Annotated in this window: 15 protein-coding genes and 1 riboswitch; of the genes, 14 read left to right on the top strand and 1 reads right to left on the bottom strand. The window is 29.3% G+C overall.

Features of this window, described 5'->3' with window-relative positions; all coding sequences use genetic code 11:
* Nucleotides 1-190: 190 nt before the first annotated feature.
* A riboswitch (cyclic di-GMP riboswitch) is annotated at nt 191-272 on the top strand.
* Between the two features lie 167 nt (nt 273-439).
* From FGK85_RS00535 to FGK85_RS00470, 14 genes are all read left to right on the top strand, one after another.
* Nucleotides 440-2,116: a GspE/PulE family protein gene (locus FGK85_RS00535; protein ID WP_138202774.1), complete on the top strand. Its 1,677-nt coding sequence runs from the start codon at nt 440-442 to the stop codon at nt 2,114-2,116.
* A gap of 18 nt (nt 2,117-2,134) precedes the next feature.
* Nucleotides 2,135-3,346 (top strand): type II secretion system F family protein, encoded by a 1,212-nt coding sequence (locus FGK85_RS00530; RefSeq protein ID WP_138202772.1) that lies wholly within the window; start codon nt 2,135-2,137, stop codon nt 3,344-3,346.
* 144 nt (nt 3,347-3,490) lie between these two features.
* Nucleotides 3,491-3,907, top strand: a complete 417-nt coding sequence (locus FGK85_RS15680) for a prepilin-type N-terminal cleavage/methylation domain-containing protein (RefSeq protein WP_138202770.1) — start codon at nt 3,491-3,493, stop codon at nt 3,905-3,907.
* A gap of 424 nt (nt 3,908-4,331) precedes the next feature.
* Entirely contained in the window at nt 4,332-5,396 is a 1,065-nt protein-coding gene (locus FGK85_RS00520) for an O-antigen ligase family protein (RefSeq protein ID WP_171011285.1), read from the top strand.
* Between the two features lie 17 nt (nt 5,397-5,413).
* Nucleotides 5,414-6,478 carry a type IV pilus assembly protein PilM gene (gene pilM / locus FGK85_RS00515; protein WP_138202766.1) on the top strand — a complete coding sequence of 355 codons (1,065 nt, stop codon included), beginning with the start codon at nt 5,414-5,416 and terminating at the stop codon, nt 6,476-6,478.
* 13 nt (nt 6,479-6,491) lie between these two features.
* Complete coding sequence (locus FGK85_RS00510) at nt 6,492-7,058, top strand: PilN domain-containing protein (protein WP_171011284.1); 567 nt, start codon at nt 6,492-6,494, stop codon at nt 7,056-7,058.
* Nucleotides 7,045-8,256, top strand: a complete 1,212-nt coding sequence (locus FGK85_RS00505) for a hypothetical protein (RefSeq protein WP_138202762.1) — start codon at nt 7,045-7,047, stop codon at nt 8,254-8,256. The genes FGK85_RS00510 and FGK85_RS00505 overlap by 14 nt, the downstream gene beginning before the upstream one ends.
* 32 nt (nt 8,257-8,288) lie before the next feature.
* Entirely contained in the window at nt 8,289-9,134 is an 846-nt protein-coding gene (locus FGK85_RS00500; protein WP_138202760.1) for a type IV pilus modification PilV family protein, read from the top strand.
* Nucleotides 9,135-9,147: 13 nt separating this feature from the next.
* Nucleotides 9,148-11,256, top strand: coding sequence for a DUF2572 family protein (locus tag FGK85_RS00495; RefSeq protein ID WP_138202758.1), 2,109 nt, complete (start codon nt 9,148-9,150; stop codon nt 11,254-11,256).
* A 15-nt stretch (nt 11,257-11,271) separates the two neighbouring features.
* Nucleotides 11,272-11,820 carry a PilW family protein gene (locus FGK85_RS00490; RefSeq protein ID WP_138202756.1) on the top strand — a complete coding sequence of 183 codons (549 nt, stop codon included), beginning with the start codon at nt 11,272-11,274 and terminating at the stop codon, nt 11,818-11,820.
* A gap of 25 nt (nt 11,821-11,845) precedes the next feature.
* A complete protein-coding gene (locus FGK85_RS00485; protein WP_138202754.1) occupies nt 11,846-14,467 on the top strand; it encodes a vWA domain-containing protein in 2,622 nt (873 codons plus the stop codon).
* A gap of 342 nt (nt 14,468-14,809) precedes the next feature.
* Nucleotides 14,810-15,577 carry a prepilin peptidase gene (locus FGK85_RS00480; protein ID WP_138202752.1) on the top strand — a complete coding sequence of 256 codons (768 nt, stop codon included), beginning with the start codon at nt 14,810-14,812 and terminating at the stop codon, nt 15,575-15,577.
* Between the two features lie 184 nt (nt 15,578-15,761).
* The gene (locus FGK85_RS00475) at nt 15,762-16,184 is read left to right on the top strand and encodes a YbjN domain-containing protein (RefSeq protein WP_138202750.1); all 423 of its coding nucleotides are present in this window, start codon (nt 15,762-15,764) and stop codon (nt 16,182-16,184) included.
* A 202-nt stretch (nt 16,185-16,386) separates the two neighbouring features.
* Nucleotides 16,387-17,007, top strand: coding sequence for a DUF2284 domain-containing protein (locus FGK85_RS00470; RefSeq protein WP_138202748.1), 621 nt, complete (start codon nt 16,387-16,389; stop codon nt 17,005-17,007).
* A 409-nt stretch (nt 17,008-17,416) separates the two neighbouring features.
* On the opposite strand, the gene FGK85_RS00465 is transcribed toward FGK85_RS00470, so the two are convergent.
* Entirely contained in the window at nt 17,417-19,441 is a 2,025-nt protein-coding gene (locus FGK85_RS00465; protein WP_138202746.1) for a urocanate hydratase, read from the bottom strand.
* Between the last annotated feature and the right edge of the window lie 36 nt (nt 19,442-19,477).

The raw sequence follows: 19,477 nt of genomic DNA, 5'->3' as shown, positions 1-19,477 counted from the left end.
CGTATATAATGTCGAAAAAGATTAATTTTTTTTAATTTGACTAAAATTCATATTCTTATTGAAAAATATTCTATAATTTAATATAATGAAATAAATATGGAAATTAAAGAGAATTTATATTTAAAATAGAGTAAAAACATAAATAAGAACAAATAATTGTTAAAAAAATATGTATAAATGTGTTTAAACATATTTAAAAGGAAACTAAGATACATATACTTATGTGGGCACTTTGTATATGTGGAGTTTATAGTGCAACCGGCCTTTGATTGTAAGGGCCTTTTTTTTGTTAAAAAAATAAATTTATGATTATGGTTAAGAAATAAGTAAAGATAATTGATTTATTAAATATTATAAGTATATTGAAGCATATTACAATATATGGTATAATACTATATATTGTAAGAAAATGTAAAAAACAATCAAGCAGGAGAATATAATGAAGAAAAAATTAGGAGATTTACTTTTACAACAGGGTAAAATTAATGTAGAACAACTAAAAAAAGCCTTAGAAAAGCAAAAGGGAACTGGTAAAAGATTAGGTGAAATATTTATAGAAGAAAACATAGTTACAGGGGAAGACATAATAAATACATTAGAAGAGCAGCTGGGAATTGCTAGGGTATATATAGATTCAATTAATATTGATGAAGAATGCATAAAAATGGTGCCAGAAAATATAGCATTAAAATATAATTTAATTCCCATTGGTATTGACAATGAAAAGATAAAAGTTGCCATGTCTGATCCTTTAAACATATTTGCCATAGATGATGTAAGGTTATCTTCCACTCGTGAAGTAGAAACATACATAGCTGGAGATGAGGAAATAAAGAAAGCTATAAACAAGTACTATTCTAGTCAATATATTAAAAAAGCTGCGGAAGATTTGTCTAAACAACAAAACATTTTACCTAAAGTGCAAGAAGACACTATGAAAATAGATAATATAAAGAATGCTCCAGCAGTTAGATTAGTGGATTCTGTTATAAATAATGCGGTAAAGATGAAGGCAAGTGACATACATATAGAACCTTTTGAAGAATACGTAAGAGTAAGATATAGAGTAGATGGTATATTACAGGAAGTTTTTAGATATAATAGAGACATTTTCAATGCTTTCATCACTCGTATAAAGATACTTTCAGATTTAAATATTGCAGAAAAAAGAATACCACAGGATGGAAGAATTTTAACAACAGTTGAGGACAAGCCCATAGATCTAAGAGTATCTACTCTACCTACGGTTTATGGTGAAAAGGCAGTTCTAAGAATACTAGATAGAAGTAATTTTTTAATTCGTAAAGAGCAATTGGGTATGAGCCCAGAAGATGTAAAAAAAATAGAAAGAATGATAAATAGCCCATATGGGATTATATTGGTTACAGGTCCAACAGGTAGCGGAAAGTCCACTACTTTGTATGCTTTGCTCAATGGCATAAATAGCAAGGGCAAAAACATAATAACTGTAGAAGACCCAGTGGAATATATGCTAGAAGGAGTTAATCAAGTAAATGTAAATCCTAAGGTAGGACTTACCTTTGCTTCTTCTCTTAGATCCATATTGAGACAAGATCCGGATATAGTTATGATAGGTGAGATAAGGGACAAGGAAACTGCAGAAATATCTATTAGGGCGGCTATAACAGGGCATTTAATGCTTAGTACAATTCATACTAATGATGCGCCTTCTTCTGTCATAAGACTTATAGATATGGGTATTGAACCTTACTTAGTTGCAACTTCCTTATCAGGAGTAATATCTCAAAGGCTTGTAAGGAAAATATGTCCTCATTGCAAAGAAAAGTATGAAGCTAATGTTTTGGAAAAAAGTATACTGGATATTAAGGAACAAAAGAATTTAGAATTATTTAAAGGGACAGGCTGTACTTATTGTAATGGCAGTGGATATATAGGCAGAATTGGTGTATATGAAATAATGGAAATTACAAAAGAACATAGAGAATATATGGTTAAAAGTATTGATGCTGATGGATTAAGAGAAATTAGCATAGAAAAGGGTATGAAAACTTTAAGAAATTCATGCAGGGAACTGGTTTTACAGGGAATAACCACTGTAGATGAACTTTTAAGCATAAGCTTTTTAAAAGATTAAAGAAAAAGAGGTGTGTTTATGCCTACCTATAAATATAAAGTAATGAATAGTGAAGGTAAAAAACTTGAGGGCAGTTTTAAAGGTGCTAATAGAAATGAAGTATTAGCAATGATTCAAGATAATAATTACTATCCCATAAGTATAGAAGAAATATCTGAAATAAGTGAAAAAGATGTATTTGAAAATTTCAAGAAAGTAAGTACTAGAGATTTATATATATTTTGCAGGCAATTCCATACTATGATAAATGCAGGAGCAAATATAGCTACTTGTATAAATACTTTAAAAATGCAAAGTTCCAATGTTTTAATGAGAAAAGCTCTTAATCAGGTATATGAAGACATACAAAAGGGTATAACTCTATCCGAGGCCTTGAAAAAAAAGGAAGATATATTTCCTGAGCTTTTGATAAATATGGTGGAAACAGGGGAGGCCAGTGGTAAGTTAGATCTAATAATGGAAAGAATGGCAGCTCATTATGAGAGAGAAAACAAAATAAATAATAAAATTAAAAATGCCATGATATATCCTATAATATTATGCGTTTTATCCATAGGCATAGTAACTTTTTTAGTAACTTTTATAATGCCCATATTTATAGACATGTTTCAGGGGAGTGGAGTGCCACTGCCTCTCCCAACTAGAATTTCTTTAGCCATAAGTTCAGGTATAAGAAAAAATTGGTATATAATAATAGCGGTAATTGCTATGATAGTTTTCATAGTAAAGACTTATTCAAAAAGTGAAAATGGAAAGTTGTTTTTTCATAATTTAAAATTAAAGAACTTTCTAACTAAGGACATGAATACCAAGATAATAACTGCTAGATTTACAAGAACATTGTCCACATTGCTATACAGTGGTATACCTTTAATTCAATCAATAGAAATCACTGCTAAAGTTTTAGGAAATAAAGTGGTGGAAAATAGGATGGAAGAGGTTAAAAACAGAGTTGTAAAAGGGGAAAACTTATCCGATTCCTTAAAGGAAGTTAAACTATTTCCCCCAATGCTTATGTCCATGATAAAAATAGGTGAAGAGTCTGGAGCATTAGATGATATATTGGATAAAACCGCCAACTTTTATGATGAGGAACTAGATGCAGCTCTAAAGAGAATGACAGCTATGATGGAACCTTTAATGATTTTAATAATGGGCGTAATAATTGGATTTATAGTTATATCCATGATGATGCCAATGTTCGATGTATTTAACACTATACCAACTTAAAAAGTAGTAAAGTTAATAAAAAGAGTTATCTCTTGTCTAATAGCTAAAACTCATATCTCTTATAGGGTTAGGGGGAAGAGCAGTAAGACTTTGGATAATTTCTTATAAGAATAATAAAAATAATAAATTAAGGAGGTATCTCATATGGAGATAACAACAAATTTAAAAAAATCAAAAAAGAAAGGTTTTACATTAATTGAACTTATAATAGTAATTGCTATTATAGGAATAATAGCTTTAATTGCTATACCTAAGTTTGGAAATGCTCAAAAGGATGCAAAAATAAAGGCGGATATAGCTAGTGCTAAAACTATAGCAGATGTTACATCTGTATTAGTTACAAAAGGAGATATTACAGTACCTACTACTACAGATTTAGAAATCAGTAAAACAGCTACTGATGATGCAGAGAAAATAGTAAAAGAACTTCAAAGTGTACCAGAACTTAAAGTCGCTAAAGACAAAAAATTTAAAGTGAAAATAGATAAAGATGGAAACGTAACTGTATTTGCAGATACTGTAGAATTGTATCCAAATCCTGCTACAAGTTATGGTAAATAATCCATAAACATTTTAACCATGCAATTTTGATTTAAGCTTTTACTTAAATCAAAATTGCACTTTTTAAAAATATTATGAGACTTTAGGAGAAAAAATGAAAGAAAAATATAAATGGCTAAGAGATGAGATTTTAATAATCAATTTTTTGATGCCATTACTAATTATTGAAACCAGGCTGAAGTACATAAATATACTGTTTGTATTTATATATTTGGTAAGCCTCATTCTTTTATTTAAACTAAATTACTGTTATATAAAATTACAAAACTATATATTGTTGAATATTGTATGTTTTATGCCATTTATTATAGTTTATATCAATTATGATGTTTTTTCACAGGGTAAATTTGAATACATGTTGTTTATGATATTTTCTTTATTACTCATATACTTTTTTAGGCTAAAAAAAGTTAAACCTAAAAGGGTGGAAAAATTAATTTTTGTTTTTGCAATAATAATAGTATTATCCACTATATTTTCTGTATCACCAAGCAGAGCTATAACTGGACATCACAGAAGATTTGAAGGAATGATATCACTAATTAGTTATTTAATATTATTTTATTTTTCTTTTAATTATGGAGAATTTAAAGATCATTATATTAAGTTATTTGCTCTAAGCTCCAGCATTATGGGTTTGTATGGCATATTTCAATATTTTAACTTAAAAGAATTAATCCTTCATGGAGTTTTTCAGTGGGGGTATGGAGCTTATGCAACCATTGGCAATAGAAACTTTTTAGGCAGTTACATAACTTTATTTTTACCCATAAATATATTTTTGTATATTAAATACCAAAAAAAGATGTACTTAGCTTGGAGTTGCATTTTATTTTTATGTATGCTTTGTACTTTTACTAGAAGCGCATGGTTAGCTTTTGTTGTATATTCTATAGTACTTATAAAGTTTATAAAAAACAATAAAAAGCATTTAAAAAAGTGTATTAAAATTTATGTAGTTTTTATAATTATAAGTTTAAGTTTTAATGGAATTACCCAAGGGGCATTATTTAATAGGCAATTATCCATAATTAAGGATGCCAACAATGTAATAATGGAAGAAAATGCTGATAGATCAGGTTCAGGAAGAATATTTATATGGAAGAGGGCTGTGAAGCTAATACCAGATAGACCTTTACTTGGTAGTGGACCTGATACTTTTGATTTAGTTTTTATGAAGAGATTTGGTAAAGAGTGCGGAATGAATCATCATTATGATAAAGCCCATAATGAATACTTACAGATAGCTGTAACGGAAGGGATTCCAGCTTTGGTATTATATTTAATAATAGTTATAAGTATAGTTAAGGGGGCTTATAGCAGAGCAAAAATAGAAGAAGAAATGATTCCTATAGTGCTTTCACTTATTGGATATCTAACACAAGCTTTTTTCAATATAAGTGTTGTAGCAGTAGCACCAATTTATTGGATATTATTGGGATATGCGGCAGGAATAATATTTAAAAACAAAAAAATTATATATGACTAAATATCGGAGGTGATACCTTGCTTAAAGATATGTTCACAAGCAATATTTTATCCATAGATGTAGGAGCAAAAAATATAAAAATATTGGATTTGAAAATAAATAAAAAAAATATTTGTGTAAGTAATGCTTTTTCTATAAACACACCAGAAAATTCTTATAATGATGGTGAAATAACTGATATCGGAAGAGTTAAAGAGGTATTAGAAAAGAATTTGGAACTTAGAAATATTAAAACTAAAAAGGCAGTATTTACATCAAAAGGTACTTCCATTATAACAAGAGAAATTTTGGTGCCTGCTGCCAATGAAAAGGATATGGAAGCTATTATAAAGTTCCAGATAGAAAGATATCTTCCTATAATGTCGGAAGATTATATTATTCAACATAAATTAATAAGTAGTTTTAAGGAAAATGATGTGGAAAAATCCAGGGTAAATGTGGTGGCATATCCTAAAAGTATTGTGCAGGGATATTTAGCTTTATGCAAGGAGTTAAAACTTACACCTTTGGCTTTAGACATAAATAGTAATAGTATATGCAAACTTTTTTATTCAACATGTAATATTAATGAAAAACAATATGAAAAAGAAAAATCCATTGCATTTATAGATATAGGCAGCGAATACTCAGAAATAAATGTACTTAAAAATAATAATGTAGAATTTTCAAGGCTTATATCCATGGGCAGTTCATATATAGATATAAATATATCAAAGAATTTATTTTTATCAGAGGAAGAAGGAGAAGAAAAAAAGTTAAGTATTTTAGATTTAGGAGAAGAAAAGGAAAAGGGATCTCTTGAAGAATCCATAAACAAAATAGGTAAGCTATGGGCAGATAATCTTACATTAGAAATAGATAAAATAATACAGTATTATAGAAAGAAAAATTCTGGGGATACCATAGAAGAAATATTTATATATGGTGGAGGAGCAAAGCTAAAAGGAATAGAAGAGTATATGAGTAAAAGTTTGGGTATTGAGGTTAATTTAATAAGAAGTATGGCTAATTTGAATGTGGACAAACATCAAGAAAATATAATGGAATATCTAAATGCTGCTGGTGCAGCTATTAGACTTTAAATGGGGGGTTAAAATGAAAGATTTTAACTTTTTTCAAGTAGAATCCTATGATGAAAAGGAAAAAAGCAATAAGAAAAATTATATATTAGCTACAGCTGGAATTTTAGTTTTTTTTATGGTTTTGACATCTGGATATAAATTAATTAGGACTTTTAAATTAAATAAAGAAATAAAAGCTATGGAAAGTTATATAAATTCCAAAGAAAACATTGAAAAACTAAAGGAAGCTGAAAGACAACAGGATAAATTAAAGATTTTAGAACAATATAAGCAAAAAGTTTCCCCTATTGCTGATTTTATTGAAAGTTCTGGAAATATAAATAGCTATTTAATAAATAATATTTATATTTCAATACCAAAGGATGTGTATTTTAAAAGCATAAATATGGATAATAACAATATTCAAATACAAGGTCAGGGAAGTAGAAGAGAGGATATTGCTGAGTTTCAATATAATTTAAAAGATACAAATTTATTTAAAAATATATTTGTGTCAAATATAAGCCAATCAGAAGGCGGAAAGTATATTTTCAATTTAAAATGCACATTAAAGGATGTGGGTATTGATGAAAATAAGTAAAAGAGAACAATTGCTTTTGAGTATTTTAGTGATTTTGCTTGTGGCATTTGCATATTATAAATTGGTTCTTGTAAAACAAAACGAAAAAATTAATTCTCTTGTGAGCCAAAGAAATAATTGTGAAGAAAAAATGTATAAAATAAAAAATAAGATAGCTACTCAGCCAAAGATTAAAAGCGATATTAAAAAGACAAATTCTAAAATAATGGAAGACTTGAGAAATATTTTCCCTGAAATAGAACAGGAAAGAATAATAATAGCTATAAATAAGCTTTTAAGTGATTCTAGCTTAACAGGAAATGTAATAAATTTTACTGAGCCTAAACTAACTAAACTATCAGGAGAAGACAATGAAGGGAAAAAAGAAGATAAAGTATCAACTTCCGATGAATTATCAAATTTAGTGGAAAAATATAAGGATATTAATGATGAAGAAAATAAGAAGGTAGAAAATAAAAATATAGTTAGGGAAAATAAGAAAATTCCAAATGGCGAAGCACAAAAAATGAGCATTAACATAAGCTTTAAAGGAAATCATCCAGCTTTAATAAATTTTATAAAATCAGTTGAAGGTTTTAATAAGAAAATAGTAATATCTAAAATAAACATAAATACTTCAGATGGAAATAATTTATCTGGAACTTTAACATTGGATATTTACGGAATACCTCAATTTAATAAAGAGGAATATGTTCCATATGATTTCGATGTACCTCATGGTAAGAATGATCCTTTTGCAGGAGGAATAATTGCTAAAGATACTGTAAGTGAGCCTAAAAAAGAAACATATGATTTCTTAATGAGTGTGAGGGCAGAAACCTCAGATTTGCCAACGGTTATATTAGGAGAAGCAAAAGATCAGAATGAAAAAACCTATGTGTATGGGGATAAAAATGATGTAGAGCAGGTATCCATGGAGCTTTGGGAAAAAGCTGGACAGTATTACTATAGGTATAAAACCTCAAGGGATAAGTATCCAATGAATTATGAGGCTGGTTCAAAATTAGAACCTCAGGGGAATGAAATAAATATAAAAGTATATTCAAATCCTAGAAAATCTAATGGAGACATGGCCGGAGTTAATTTTAAGATTAATAATAAAACAAATTTAAATTTAAATATAGTGGTGGAAAATGACGATAAAGTTGCCCCAAGAGTTAATGTTATAAAAGAAGGTGGCAATATCAATATAAGATAAATAAAGTTACTAGTTTTACTTGGAGTTTTTTAATGGCAAAAGGAATAGATAGATTGGGGGAATTATACATGAAAATGGCAATGAAAAAGAAAAGTGGACTTACATTAATTGAAGTAATTATAAGCTTAGCCATACTAGGCATAATAATTACCCCTTTTTTGTCTATGGGATTATCTACTGTAAATTTAGGTGAAAAATCTAAAGAAAAACAGCAAGCGCTTGTTATAGCACAAGAGTATATGGAAAAGATAAAATCTCCAGAATTTAAAATTAGTGAACTGGATGCTAAAGAAGCCTCAGAGGGTATTTCACAGAAGATAAGGAGAAACGGTAAAGAATATTTAGTTAAATATAAAATAGAAACTTTAAAACAAGAGAAAAAGATAGAAAATATTAATTTTCAATATATATTGGAAGTAGGAGAGAACGTAAAAGTTTATAAAAAAAATGGAGAAGAAAAAACTTTATTGAATGAAATAGGGAGTTTATATGATGAAGCTGATAAACTAGTTATACAGAAAAAAAATAATGAAATTGTTTTTGTAATAGATACAAATGATGGTAGAGATGATACAATTAAGGTGGAAGATAATATAAATGATTTAGAAACTTTAAATATATGGATACATAACATTAGTGATAATAAAATTAATTTGGATATAAAAAATTACCAAGGTGAACTGAATTTATATATGGATTCACAGGAATTTTATAATATAAATAGCAGCTTAGGAAAGATAAATTATATTTTTAATTACAGTGAAAATGGTGAAGAAGCTTATGGAAATTTATTTAAGGTAAATATTACTGTAAGTAAAAATAATTTTAAAGGCAATGAGGAGATTCTTCAAACCCTAGAAGGATATAAGAGGTATTGATGGAGGTGGACATATGTTAAAAAAGAAAAAGGGATCTACCCTGTACATGGTGCTAATAATAATGTCCATACTTTTTGTATTTGGTACTGCCATGTTTACATTAGCCTTATCCACTAATAATACCAGGTATTTAAAAAGTGATATTAAGGGAAATCTTTATGGAGCAGAATCAGGACTGGACATAGCTTATAGTATAGTAAATGAACATGTAAATATGGCTACAAAAGAAGCAAATGAAGAAGTAGAAAAATATATGCAGGATTTTATTGAAAAGGAACTGATTAAAGCAAGAGAGGAAGGTTCAAGCCCCTATATAAATAAGGATTTTAGCTTAAATACAGGAGAATTATTTAAAGAGCAAGATAGGGTATTTAAAGAAAAATATAAAATAGCCCTATTAAGAGAAAAGGTTTCAGAAGATAAAAAGGGAAAAATATCTCTATTGGAAGATTTAGAGGATTTAGACCAGTATAAAGCTATTATAGGAAAAACAAAAAAAGAACAGGAGATACCTGTGGTTACAGTAGAAAATAAAGATGAAATAGAAACACATATAGATGATTTTTTAAAGGATAGTTCCAAAAATATTTTGGATTTAAGCCTTAAATCAGATTTTAATCATAAGGGAATTACGAAAGCTGTTAGTTGTAATTTTGCCATAGGTATACCTAAGTATAGTGGAAGTAAAATAGGTTCTAACACCGTTAAAATTCAAAATAATGCTGCATGGTCAAAGGCAATAAATGTGGGCGGAAATATGCATGTTAAAGATGAAACTACAATAGATGGTGATATTTATGTAGGAAAGAATTTGGAAATACAGGACAACGGGAATTTAAATGCACAAGGTAAAATAAGTATCTTTGAGGATTTTATTATAAATAGTTCTTCTAAAAATAATGTAGTAGGCAATATATATGGCAGAAATGTGATATTGAGCAAGAATGTTTATGGAGCAGAGCTGAATGTTACTAAAAATGAAAAATTTAATGGCAGTTTATATACAAAGGATGACTTGGAGATTAATGGAGAAAGTTGCAAGGTATTTATAGAAGGAGATTATTACGGACTAGAAGATAGGCAAGATGCTGGAAAACCAGATTATTACGGACTAGAAAATGGGCAAGATGCTGGTAAACCAGATAAGTCTAGCTGTATTATAATAAATTCAGAGGATATAAGAGATGAGAAAGAAAATGATGTGAGACTTAACATAGGGGGAACAGCATATATTTTAGGAACTTCTTATATTAAAACCTCTCCCCTATATCAAACAGGTGAGTCTCTATCTATAAAGGGAAATTATTTAGCATACACATATCCTCTTACGGATGCATACACATCCAATGAAAATAGAAACTTAAAAGATGTACAGTTTAAGTACTATAGTCCATTGGCATTGGCAGATACTTTTAGGAATGGAATGAAATTAACTTCTAGGGATAAAAGTGAGTATTTTCAGCAATATCATAATCAGTATAAAGACAAAGAAGAATATAAAGAAAATCAATCTATTCTTAGCAAGGTTAAGCTTGGAGGATATTTCACTGCAGGGGCAGTGGTTTCTAATGGGAAGGTTGGAGCAGGAAGTTATAATGTTTCTGGGGAAGAAAAGATTATAGAAGCTAAAAAGGAATATATAACTGAAGTGCTCAATATGGGGGATAAGCTAAAGGACTATGACCATGAAGTAACTATTCAGAGTGATAAACTAAAAAGCTTAGATGATTATAAGAATAATTTTAAGTCAATGGACAGGCAATATAAGGATGGTAGTAGAATATTAGTAGTTCAAGGGGATTATTCTTTGTCTAAAGATAAGGACTTTAAAAAAGGAATACTTATTGTTAAAGGAGACCTAAATATTGACCAAGACGTAGATTTTACTGGAACAATAATAGTTACCGGAAACTTAAATTTATCAAAGAATTGTAAGATAACTTATAATGAGGCTTTAGTAAAAAAGCTTATAGCGGACAATTATAGTGAGTTTAAAGATATTTTTCCTGAAGAGGAAAATGGCCAATATTCTTATGTGAATATAAATCCTACATGGAATAAGGGCAATGCATTTATTAGAGAAAAGATAATAAAGGTTTCAAAGTGGAAGATACTTAAATAGAAATTAGGTGTTTATATGAATAAAAAAGGGTTTACTCTAGTAGAAACTTTAATAACCACTGCTATATTTTTAATAGTCCTTTCAATTTTGTATACTTTCTTCAATGCAAATTATAAAAATTACAGTAGCACAGAAGCAGAAATAAATTTGCAAGAAGAAGGAGATAGGGCTATAGAAAAAATAACTGAAAAGGCTATGCAATGCAGTAAGATATTGCAGGTAGTAGATGAAAATGATGTAACTGTATATGATCATAATGATGGAATTGGTGAGATAGAAAAAAAGGATATTATTTCAATTAAAAGCATAAAAATAGATAATGTATTTGAAGAAAGTAAATATTATAAATTTTATCTAAAGGAAAATAAATTATATATGAGTACTGACGATACACATACGGGAATTTTAATAGCAGAAGGGATAGAAAAACTTCTAATAAAACCAGCAGGAAATGAGGGCTATTTTCAAGGAAATAAAGGTATGTATGTTAAATTACAGCTATCTACAGGAAGAAAGAACGGTTTAAAAAAGGTAGTGGAAACAGAAATATATTTTAGAAACTAAAATTAAAAGGAAGGGAGTGAAAGTTTTGAAAAAAAGATTATTTGCTCTATTTACTTTAATATTATTTACTTTGAGTTTGTTTTTGCCTTCTCATAAGGCTTTTTCAGAAGATAATATCAAAGATTCATATAAGGAAAAATTGACTAATAAATTAATTTATGAGAAAAAAGCAGAAGTTTTGCAAAAAACCAATCCACAAGAATTTAAGATAACTATTACATTGAATTTAAAAAAAGGTAGTAATGAAACTAATTTTCAAAATTATATATTTGAAGATAAAATAAATTATGATTATTTTCAAATAGTTCCAGGAACTTTAGCCATTGAATATCCTAATGATTCATCTAAGGGGAAAATAAGTTTTGACTATGAGACCAATACGATAATAGGTGATTTTAGAAAACTTCAAAATAACTTTCAAAAGATAATAATTATTTATAATATAAGATTAAAGGATGGTTTGATTATAAAGGAAGATCAAGAAGTGCCTGTAAGTAAAGATACGAAGTTAACTTGTGATGTCAAAAATGAAGAAAAAATAACTATAGATTTAGATTGTTCACTAAAAATACAAATAAAAGATAACACACTTAAGGATTTATTAACATTAACGCAAAAAAGTGAAAAGAAAGAGTATAAATTAAATGAGGAATTTAATTTGAATTATTCTATAACCCCAAGAGAAATAAAGAGCAGTGAAGTAAGTGGTTTGATTTCAAAACCTAAAGATGTGGTTTTGATGGTGGATACTTCTGGAAGTATGGCTTGGGATTTATATGGAAATGAATTTTATAATTACAGTAATAAAGATAAAATTACTAACATAAGAAGTATAGGAATTTTTAAAGAGTTTTTAGAAAAAAATAAATACAATAGTGAGGATGTAAATAAGATTTTATCAGATATTATATATTTAGAAAGTAATAAATACCTGTGGTATGATGAAGAATATAGTAAGTGGGTAGGTGTGCTAAATTTTGACTTATTATATGATGAGCCAAGTCAGCATTCATGGAGATATTATTCTAAATATTATAGAGAGTGGTATGAAATAGGATATGATATTAATACAATAAGTAGAGTTAAAAGAATTCAAGATTACTATAAAAAATTTAATTTTGATAAATCTAGATTGGATATAGTTAAAGAAGCATTATATAAATTTCTAGATAGTTTTAAGGATAAGTCTTATGGTGAAGAAGTAAATATAGTACTAAACACTTTTTCTTCGGATATTAATGAAAAATATCTAACTATAAAACTAGGTTCAGATGAAACTAAAAATATTAAGGCTATCGAGAAAGCTAAGAAATGGATAAGTGGTTTAAATCCACAGGAAGGTACTAATATAGGTGCTGCTTTAGAGGAAGGACAACGTATATTAAAAAGTTATCAAAAGGATGATTCGAAAACCTACGAACAATATTTAGTTATGCTTACAGATGGAGTACCGGAAGAAGATATTAGGCAACAAGGGTATTATGAGCCTATAAAAGGTTTTTCAATTGGTAAAAACCATGCTATCACTGCGGCTAATAATATAGCCAAGAATTCGCCAAATATCAATAATTATTTATTAGGTTTTTCAAAGGATTCACCGTTAGAACAACTACAAAGTATAGCATCTGAGTATAATGATTATAACTTATCTAATATAATAAAAAAAGTAACTGGTAATAATAGAGAATCAATTTTAAAATCAGTAAATAAAGAATTTGCAAAATATAAAAAGGAAAATGGTGAGTTGCCTAATTTTAATATAAAACAGGCTTTAAAGGCAGAGGATATAAAGGAGGTTTATGCTAAGATAGCAGAAGATATAAATGCAGATTTAACTCTTAAAAATTTAAAGTTTGAGTTTCAATTACCAACTGGATTGGAGGCGGTAGAATTGCCTAATGGATTCCAGTACAGTGACGGCAAAATAATAGGAAGCTTAGATAATGTAAAGTACACTTTAAAAAATGGACAATATGTGGCGGAAAAAATGGATTTTAATATTAAAGTAAAGGGAATAAATCCAGGAAAAATAGATTTAGAAAATAAAGCAAAATTAATTTATAAAGATATATATGATAGGAATAAAGAAGAATTTTTTAAGGGCTTAAATAGTGTTGAAATAAAATCTTATAGCAGTGTAATTTCCATAATAAATCATGGTTTATTTTTAGAAAATACAGATATATTTTTAGAAAATACAGATATAGAAAAAAAACCAAATGTATCCATAGCCAATAAAATAAAATCTAATTTTGGAGTTAAAATAGAATCTAATGTATATGAAGCCTTTTCTATGGATATAGTTGTAAATAGTGATGTAAGTAATTTGAGCAGTCAGGAACAAATATTAGTAGATAAAAAAGATATAGCTATTTACAGAATAGAAAATGGAGTTTTAAAGGGAATGCCGCTAGAAAATATTGCAGGTCTAGAAGTTAAAAAAATTGGAGAAAAAACCAAAATAACTTTTACAAACTTTAAACTTCAGCCAGGAGAATACATTATATCTTATAAGGTATATCCTAGGTTAAAAGATTCATCTAATAATGTATCTATAGTCAATGATGCTATTTGTAATGTAGATAATAATAAAAAGATAAATCAGATACTAAATATAATTATACAACCATTACCAGACTTAGATTAATTTTAGAATATCGTATGGGATGCTGTCCTATACGATATTCTATATTATAATAAGTATAAAATTTATCCGATGACTACCTGCCGTAACACTCCCACTTCTAACAAAGTGGGAGATAACGGCAGCTACGTCCCTGGATAACAATCTCTAACCTTCAGTTGGAGTAAAAACTCCATCTGAAGCTAAGAGCTCTGTTTATAATTTATTTGGTAAAATTTTTTACCCTTGTGGTGGAGGATGTAAGGGTTTTACGTTATACCTTGACTATAATTTGTAATATTTTAATCCTATTTATGTGTGGTGTAGTAGCTGATAAGTTTATGGATAAGTATTGGAGGGAAGACTATGAACTACATTTTAATTTTCATTTTAGGCTTATTGTTTGGAAGCTTTTTTAATGTTTGTATATACAGAATTCCTAGAGAGGAGTCCATTGTATTTCCACCTTCTCACTGCACTAATTGTGGTAATAAACTTAAGCCATTAGATTTAATTCCAGTGATAAGTTATTTGTTTTTGAAGGGGAGATGCCGATATTGTGGGGAAAAAATATCTATAAGGTATCCTATGATTGAATTATTTACCGCATTAATATGGCTTAGTATATATGTGGTTTATGGGAACTCTATTTTCACCATTAAATATATTTTTTTATTTAACTGTATTTTAATTATAGGTATGATAGATTATGACACTCAGGAAGTTTATTTTTCTACTTCTTTAGTAGGCATAATAGGCGGAATTATATTTATTATTATAGAGATTTTTATGTATAAAACCATAGCCATGCCCTATGGATATATATTAAAGGATTATATTTTGGGAGGGTTAATTCCAGCTTCAATAATTGCAATAATAGCTTTTTTAACTAAGGGTATGGGCTGGGGTGATGTGGAGATAATGTTTATGTGCGGCTTATTTTTAGGCATAAAGAAAGCTTTATTATTAATGGTTCTTTCCTTTATAATAGGTGGTTCCATAGGTGCTATATTGCTAATTACTAAAAAGAAGGGGAGAAAGGATCCTGTGGCTTTTGTACCATTTATAGCAGTGGCAGCAGTGATAGTCATGCTTTGGGGAGAGAAGCTTATAAACTGGTACTTTTTAGCGTAGTAGAGATGCCATGGGTAAGAACAGGGTAATTTACATAATAATGAAAATAATACTAGAAAGAATTAAATAATAAATGAAAATTAATACTAGAAGGAACTAAGTAATAAAGTAAAAATAATACTAGAAGGAATTGAGTAATATATGTAGAATAAATAAGTAATGCAAAATTTGAGGAGGTACAGAAATGAATAATACGGCTACAAGATTTAGCAATTTACTAGAGAAAAATGGATTTCCTATGCCTATAATAAAAGTACAGGAAGATGGTAATGAAACTATATTTGCTTTTGGTCAAATAATAAAAAATCACAGCGTTAATATAGTAATAGATTTTGATGAAGATAATACTTGTGTAGATTTTAATATATTTGATTTAATTCAATTATCTGATGAAAGCAATACAGCGGGAATTTACAATTTAATAAATAGAATCAATGGATCTTATAGATTCCCTAAATTCTACATAAATGAAGAGGGCTCAGTAGCAGCTCAAATAACAGTGCCTTATGAAAATTCCGTAAGTGAAGAAATGTTATTTGATATGCTTCGTTCTATGATGACTTTCTGCAACAATGTAATGGATGATTTAGAAAAGGCTTCTAAATAGCAATAATAGTGTGGTAGGATGATATGAAAAATCTGACTTTAAATCCGTAAAAAATTATAATTAGGTACTGGGATTGTTAAAATAAGTTTATAGACAGTATCAAATTCTAATTATTTTACTTTATTAAAGCCAGATTTTTTCATTTAACTAGCAAACTAGCCAACTGGAAAACTAGCCAACTAAAAAAAGGGGTGTAACAAAAGTGCTTGTAGAAAATTTATTTAAAAGAGTGGACATGAGTTATTTAATGGAGTATTTTAATAATCAGTACATAGAAATGTTTTGTAAGGAGTGTCCAAATTACGGAAAGGTGTGGACATGTCCTCCCCATAGCTTTGATTTAGAAAAAACTTTAAGAAAGTATAAGACAGCGTATTTAGTAGGGACTTTGATTTATTCGGAAGAGCTTCCAGAGCATATACAGAAGTTAGTAAATAAAAATCCTTATGATATAGAAAAAGCTACAGAAATAATGATGGCGGAAGTCAGAAAAAAACTAGATAGAGAGCTTTTAAAGGTAGAAGGGGAAATACCAAAAAGTAGGGCAGTGTTTTCAGGTAAATGCTTATTTTGCCCAAAGTGCACTAGAGAAGAAAATAAAGAATGCAAAAATCCTAGTATAATGAGAGTATCTCTAGAATCCTTTGGCTTTGACATATGCAGAATATGTAATGAAATTTTAGGAGTAGAGATTGTTTGGGGATTGTATGATTTGCCAACTTATGTAATACTAGTTAGTGTTATATTAAGTGAAGATGAAGATAAGGACTATTCAGATATAGTAGAAAAGCATGTTAATGCTATAGACTTTTCTAGTCGCTAGTTACCAATTATTTAAAGTTTGGTGACAGTTTTTGCTTATTAGTTAGGTACTAGGAAGGGAAGGATGATTTTCTTCCAATATGTTGCGGAAAATTTTTAATTAAATAAAAGAGATAACAAAAAAGCTATAACTGTTTCATTGAATGGAGCAGTTATAGCCTTTTTTAGAGCTTTAAAAATCTTTTATTGGTGATAGCCAGCGAAAAAATAGAAATATCAAAGATTAAATATCAATTAATGTTGAAATTCCTATGGAATTTTTTAAATTTATATTTTTATAAAACTACCTAAGAAGTTTTATCCCTCCCTCTTAATTCAGCCCCAAAACCTAGTACCTAGCACCTAGTACCTAGCACCCAGTACCTAGCACCTAGTCCCCAGCACCTATCATAAATACTAGTAATAAGGTTCTATTTTAAATTCTCAGAAATTACTTTGTCCACAAGTTTTTCATCGGCTACATAAGGTATAGTAATGTGATTTTCACCCTTTGTCTTTAAGTTGTATTCAATACTTGTTTCTACGGCATTTTCATTTCTAGCCCAAGAACGTCTAGCAACACCGCTCATAACGTCCCATGCCATAGCAGATTTAATTATATTATCAATTCTTTGGCTTCCATCTAGAACTAAACCGAAACCGCCGTTTACAGATTTACCTATGCCAACTCCTCCACCATTGTGAAGAGCAACTAGGCTCATACCTCTTGATGCATTTCCAGCAAAGCATTGTACAGCCATATCAGCAGTTATGTTGCTGCCGTCTTTAATATTAGAAGTTTCTCTAAATGGTGAATCAGTACCACTTACGTCATGGTGGTCTCTTCCTATCATAACAGGTCCTATTTCACCATTTCTAACCATTTCATTAAATTTAAGTGCTATTTTCATTCTTCCTTCAGCATCTTGATAAAGAATTCTAGCTTCTGTACCAACAACTAAGCCATTCTTTTCTGCATCCCTTATCCAGATGTAGTTATCTCTGTCTTGTCCACGTCTATTAGGGTCTATACATTCCATAGCAGCATGGTCTGTTTTTACTAAGTCTTCATGGTCATGGCTTAAGCAAACCCATCTAAATGGTCCATATCCATAATCAAATAGCATAGGTCCCATGATATCTTCAACATAAGATGGGAATATAAATCCGTCTTTTTCATCTACACCATTTTTAGATATTTCTTTTGCTCCTGCATCATAAACAGCCTTCATGAAAGAGTTACCATAGTCAAAGAAGTAAGTGCCTCTTTCCACTAGTATTTTTATAAGTCTGAAATGTTCTACTAAAGTTTTGTCTACTAAATCTTTAAATTTATTTCTGTCATTCTTTAAAAGTTCAGTTCTTTCTTCAAAAGAAATACCTTGAGGACAATATCCTCCGTCATAAGCTGCATGACAAGAAGTTTGGTCAGATAATAAATGAATTTTTACATTGTTTTTAACCACATAATCTAGTAAATCAACTATGTTTCCATGATATGCTATAGAAAGAGATTTTTTAGCTTCCATAGCTTCATGAGCCCAATTAAATACTTCAGCTAAATTAGAAGAAGCTTTGTTAACCCAACCTTGGTCAAGTCTTGTTTGAATTCTTGAATAGTCAACTTCAGCAATGATACCAACACCATTAGCTATTTCTACAGCCTTTGGCTGAGCACCACTCATTCCGCCAAGACCAGAGGAAACAAATAAATAACCTTTTAAGTCTCCATCATGAGGAATGCCGAATTTTAGTCTGCCAGCATTTAATAGAGTGTTGAAGGTACCATGAACAATACCTTGAGGTCCTATATACATCCAGCCTCCAGCAGTCATTTGACCATAGTTAGAAACTCCTAGCTGCATAGCAGTGTGCCAATTTTCTTGGTCGTTAAACATGCCTATTAAAAGACCATTAGTTAATATAACTCTTGGTGCTTCTGGTTTTGATTTAAATAGTCCTAGAGGATGACCTGATTCTATAACAAGAGTTTGATCTTCTGTTAATTCCTCTAAGTATTTTTTTATTAATCTGTATTGCATCCAGTTTTGGCATACCTGACCAGTTTCTCCATAGGTAACAAGTTCATAAGGATAAAGAGCAACTTCGAAATCCAAGTTGTTATCTATCATTACCTGGAATGCTTTACCTTCAATACATTTTCCCTTGTAGTCATTTATGGATTTTCCATGAATTCTTCCTTCAGGGCGGAATCTGTATCCGTAAATTCTTCCTCTAGTTAGTAGTTCATTCATGAACTCAGGAGCTAACTTCTCATGATATTTTTCTGGAATATAGCGAAGAGCATTTTTTAGAGCCAATTTCGCTTGGTCCTTTGTAAGAGTAAAGCCTCTATCTGGTGCACGTCTTATGCCTTCAACAAATTGAGGCATTTCTGGAAGTTCTTCCTCAAGCTTAATAGTCATAGCTTTTGAAATATCTAAGTTTGTAATCATTAAAACTCACCCCATACTAATTAATTTTTAACTTAA

The organism is Haloimpatiens lingqiaonensis, assembly GCF_901447495.1.
Classification (GTDB): domain Bacteria; phylum Bacillota; class Clostridia; order Clostridiales; family Clostridiaceae; genus Haloimpatiens; species Haloimpatiens lingqiaonensis.
The sequence above is the reverse complement of the archived record's forward strand: the minus strand, read 5'-3'. Positions and strand labels throughout refer to the sequence as shown.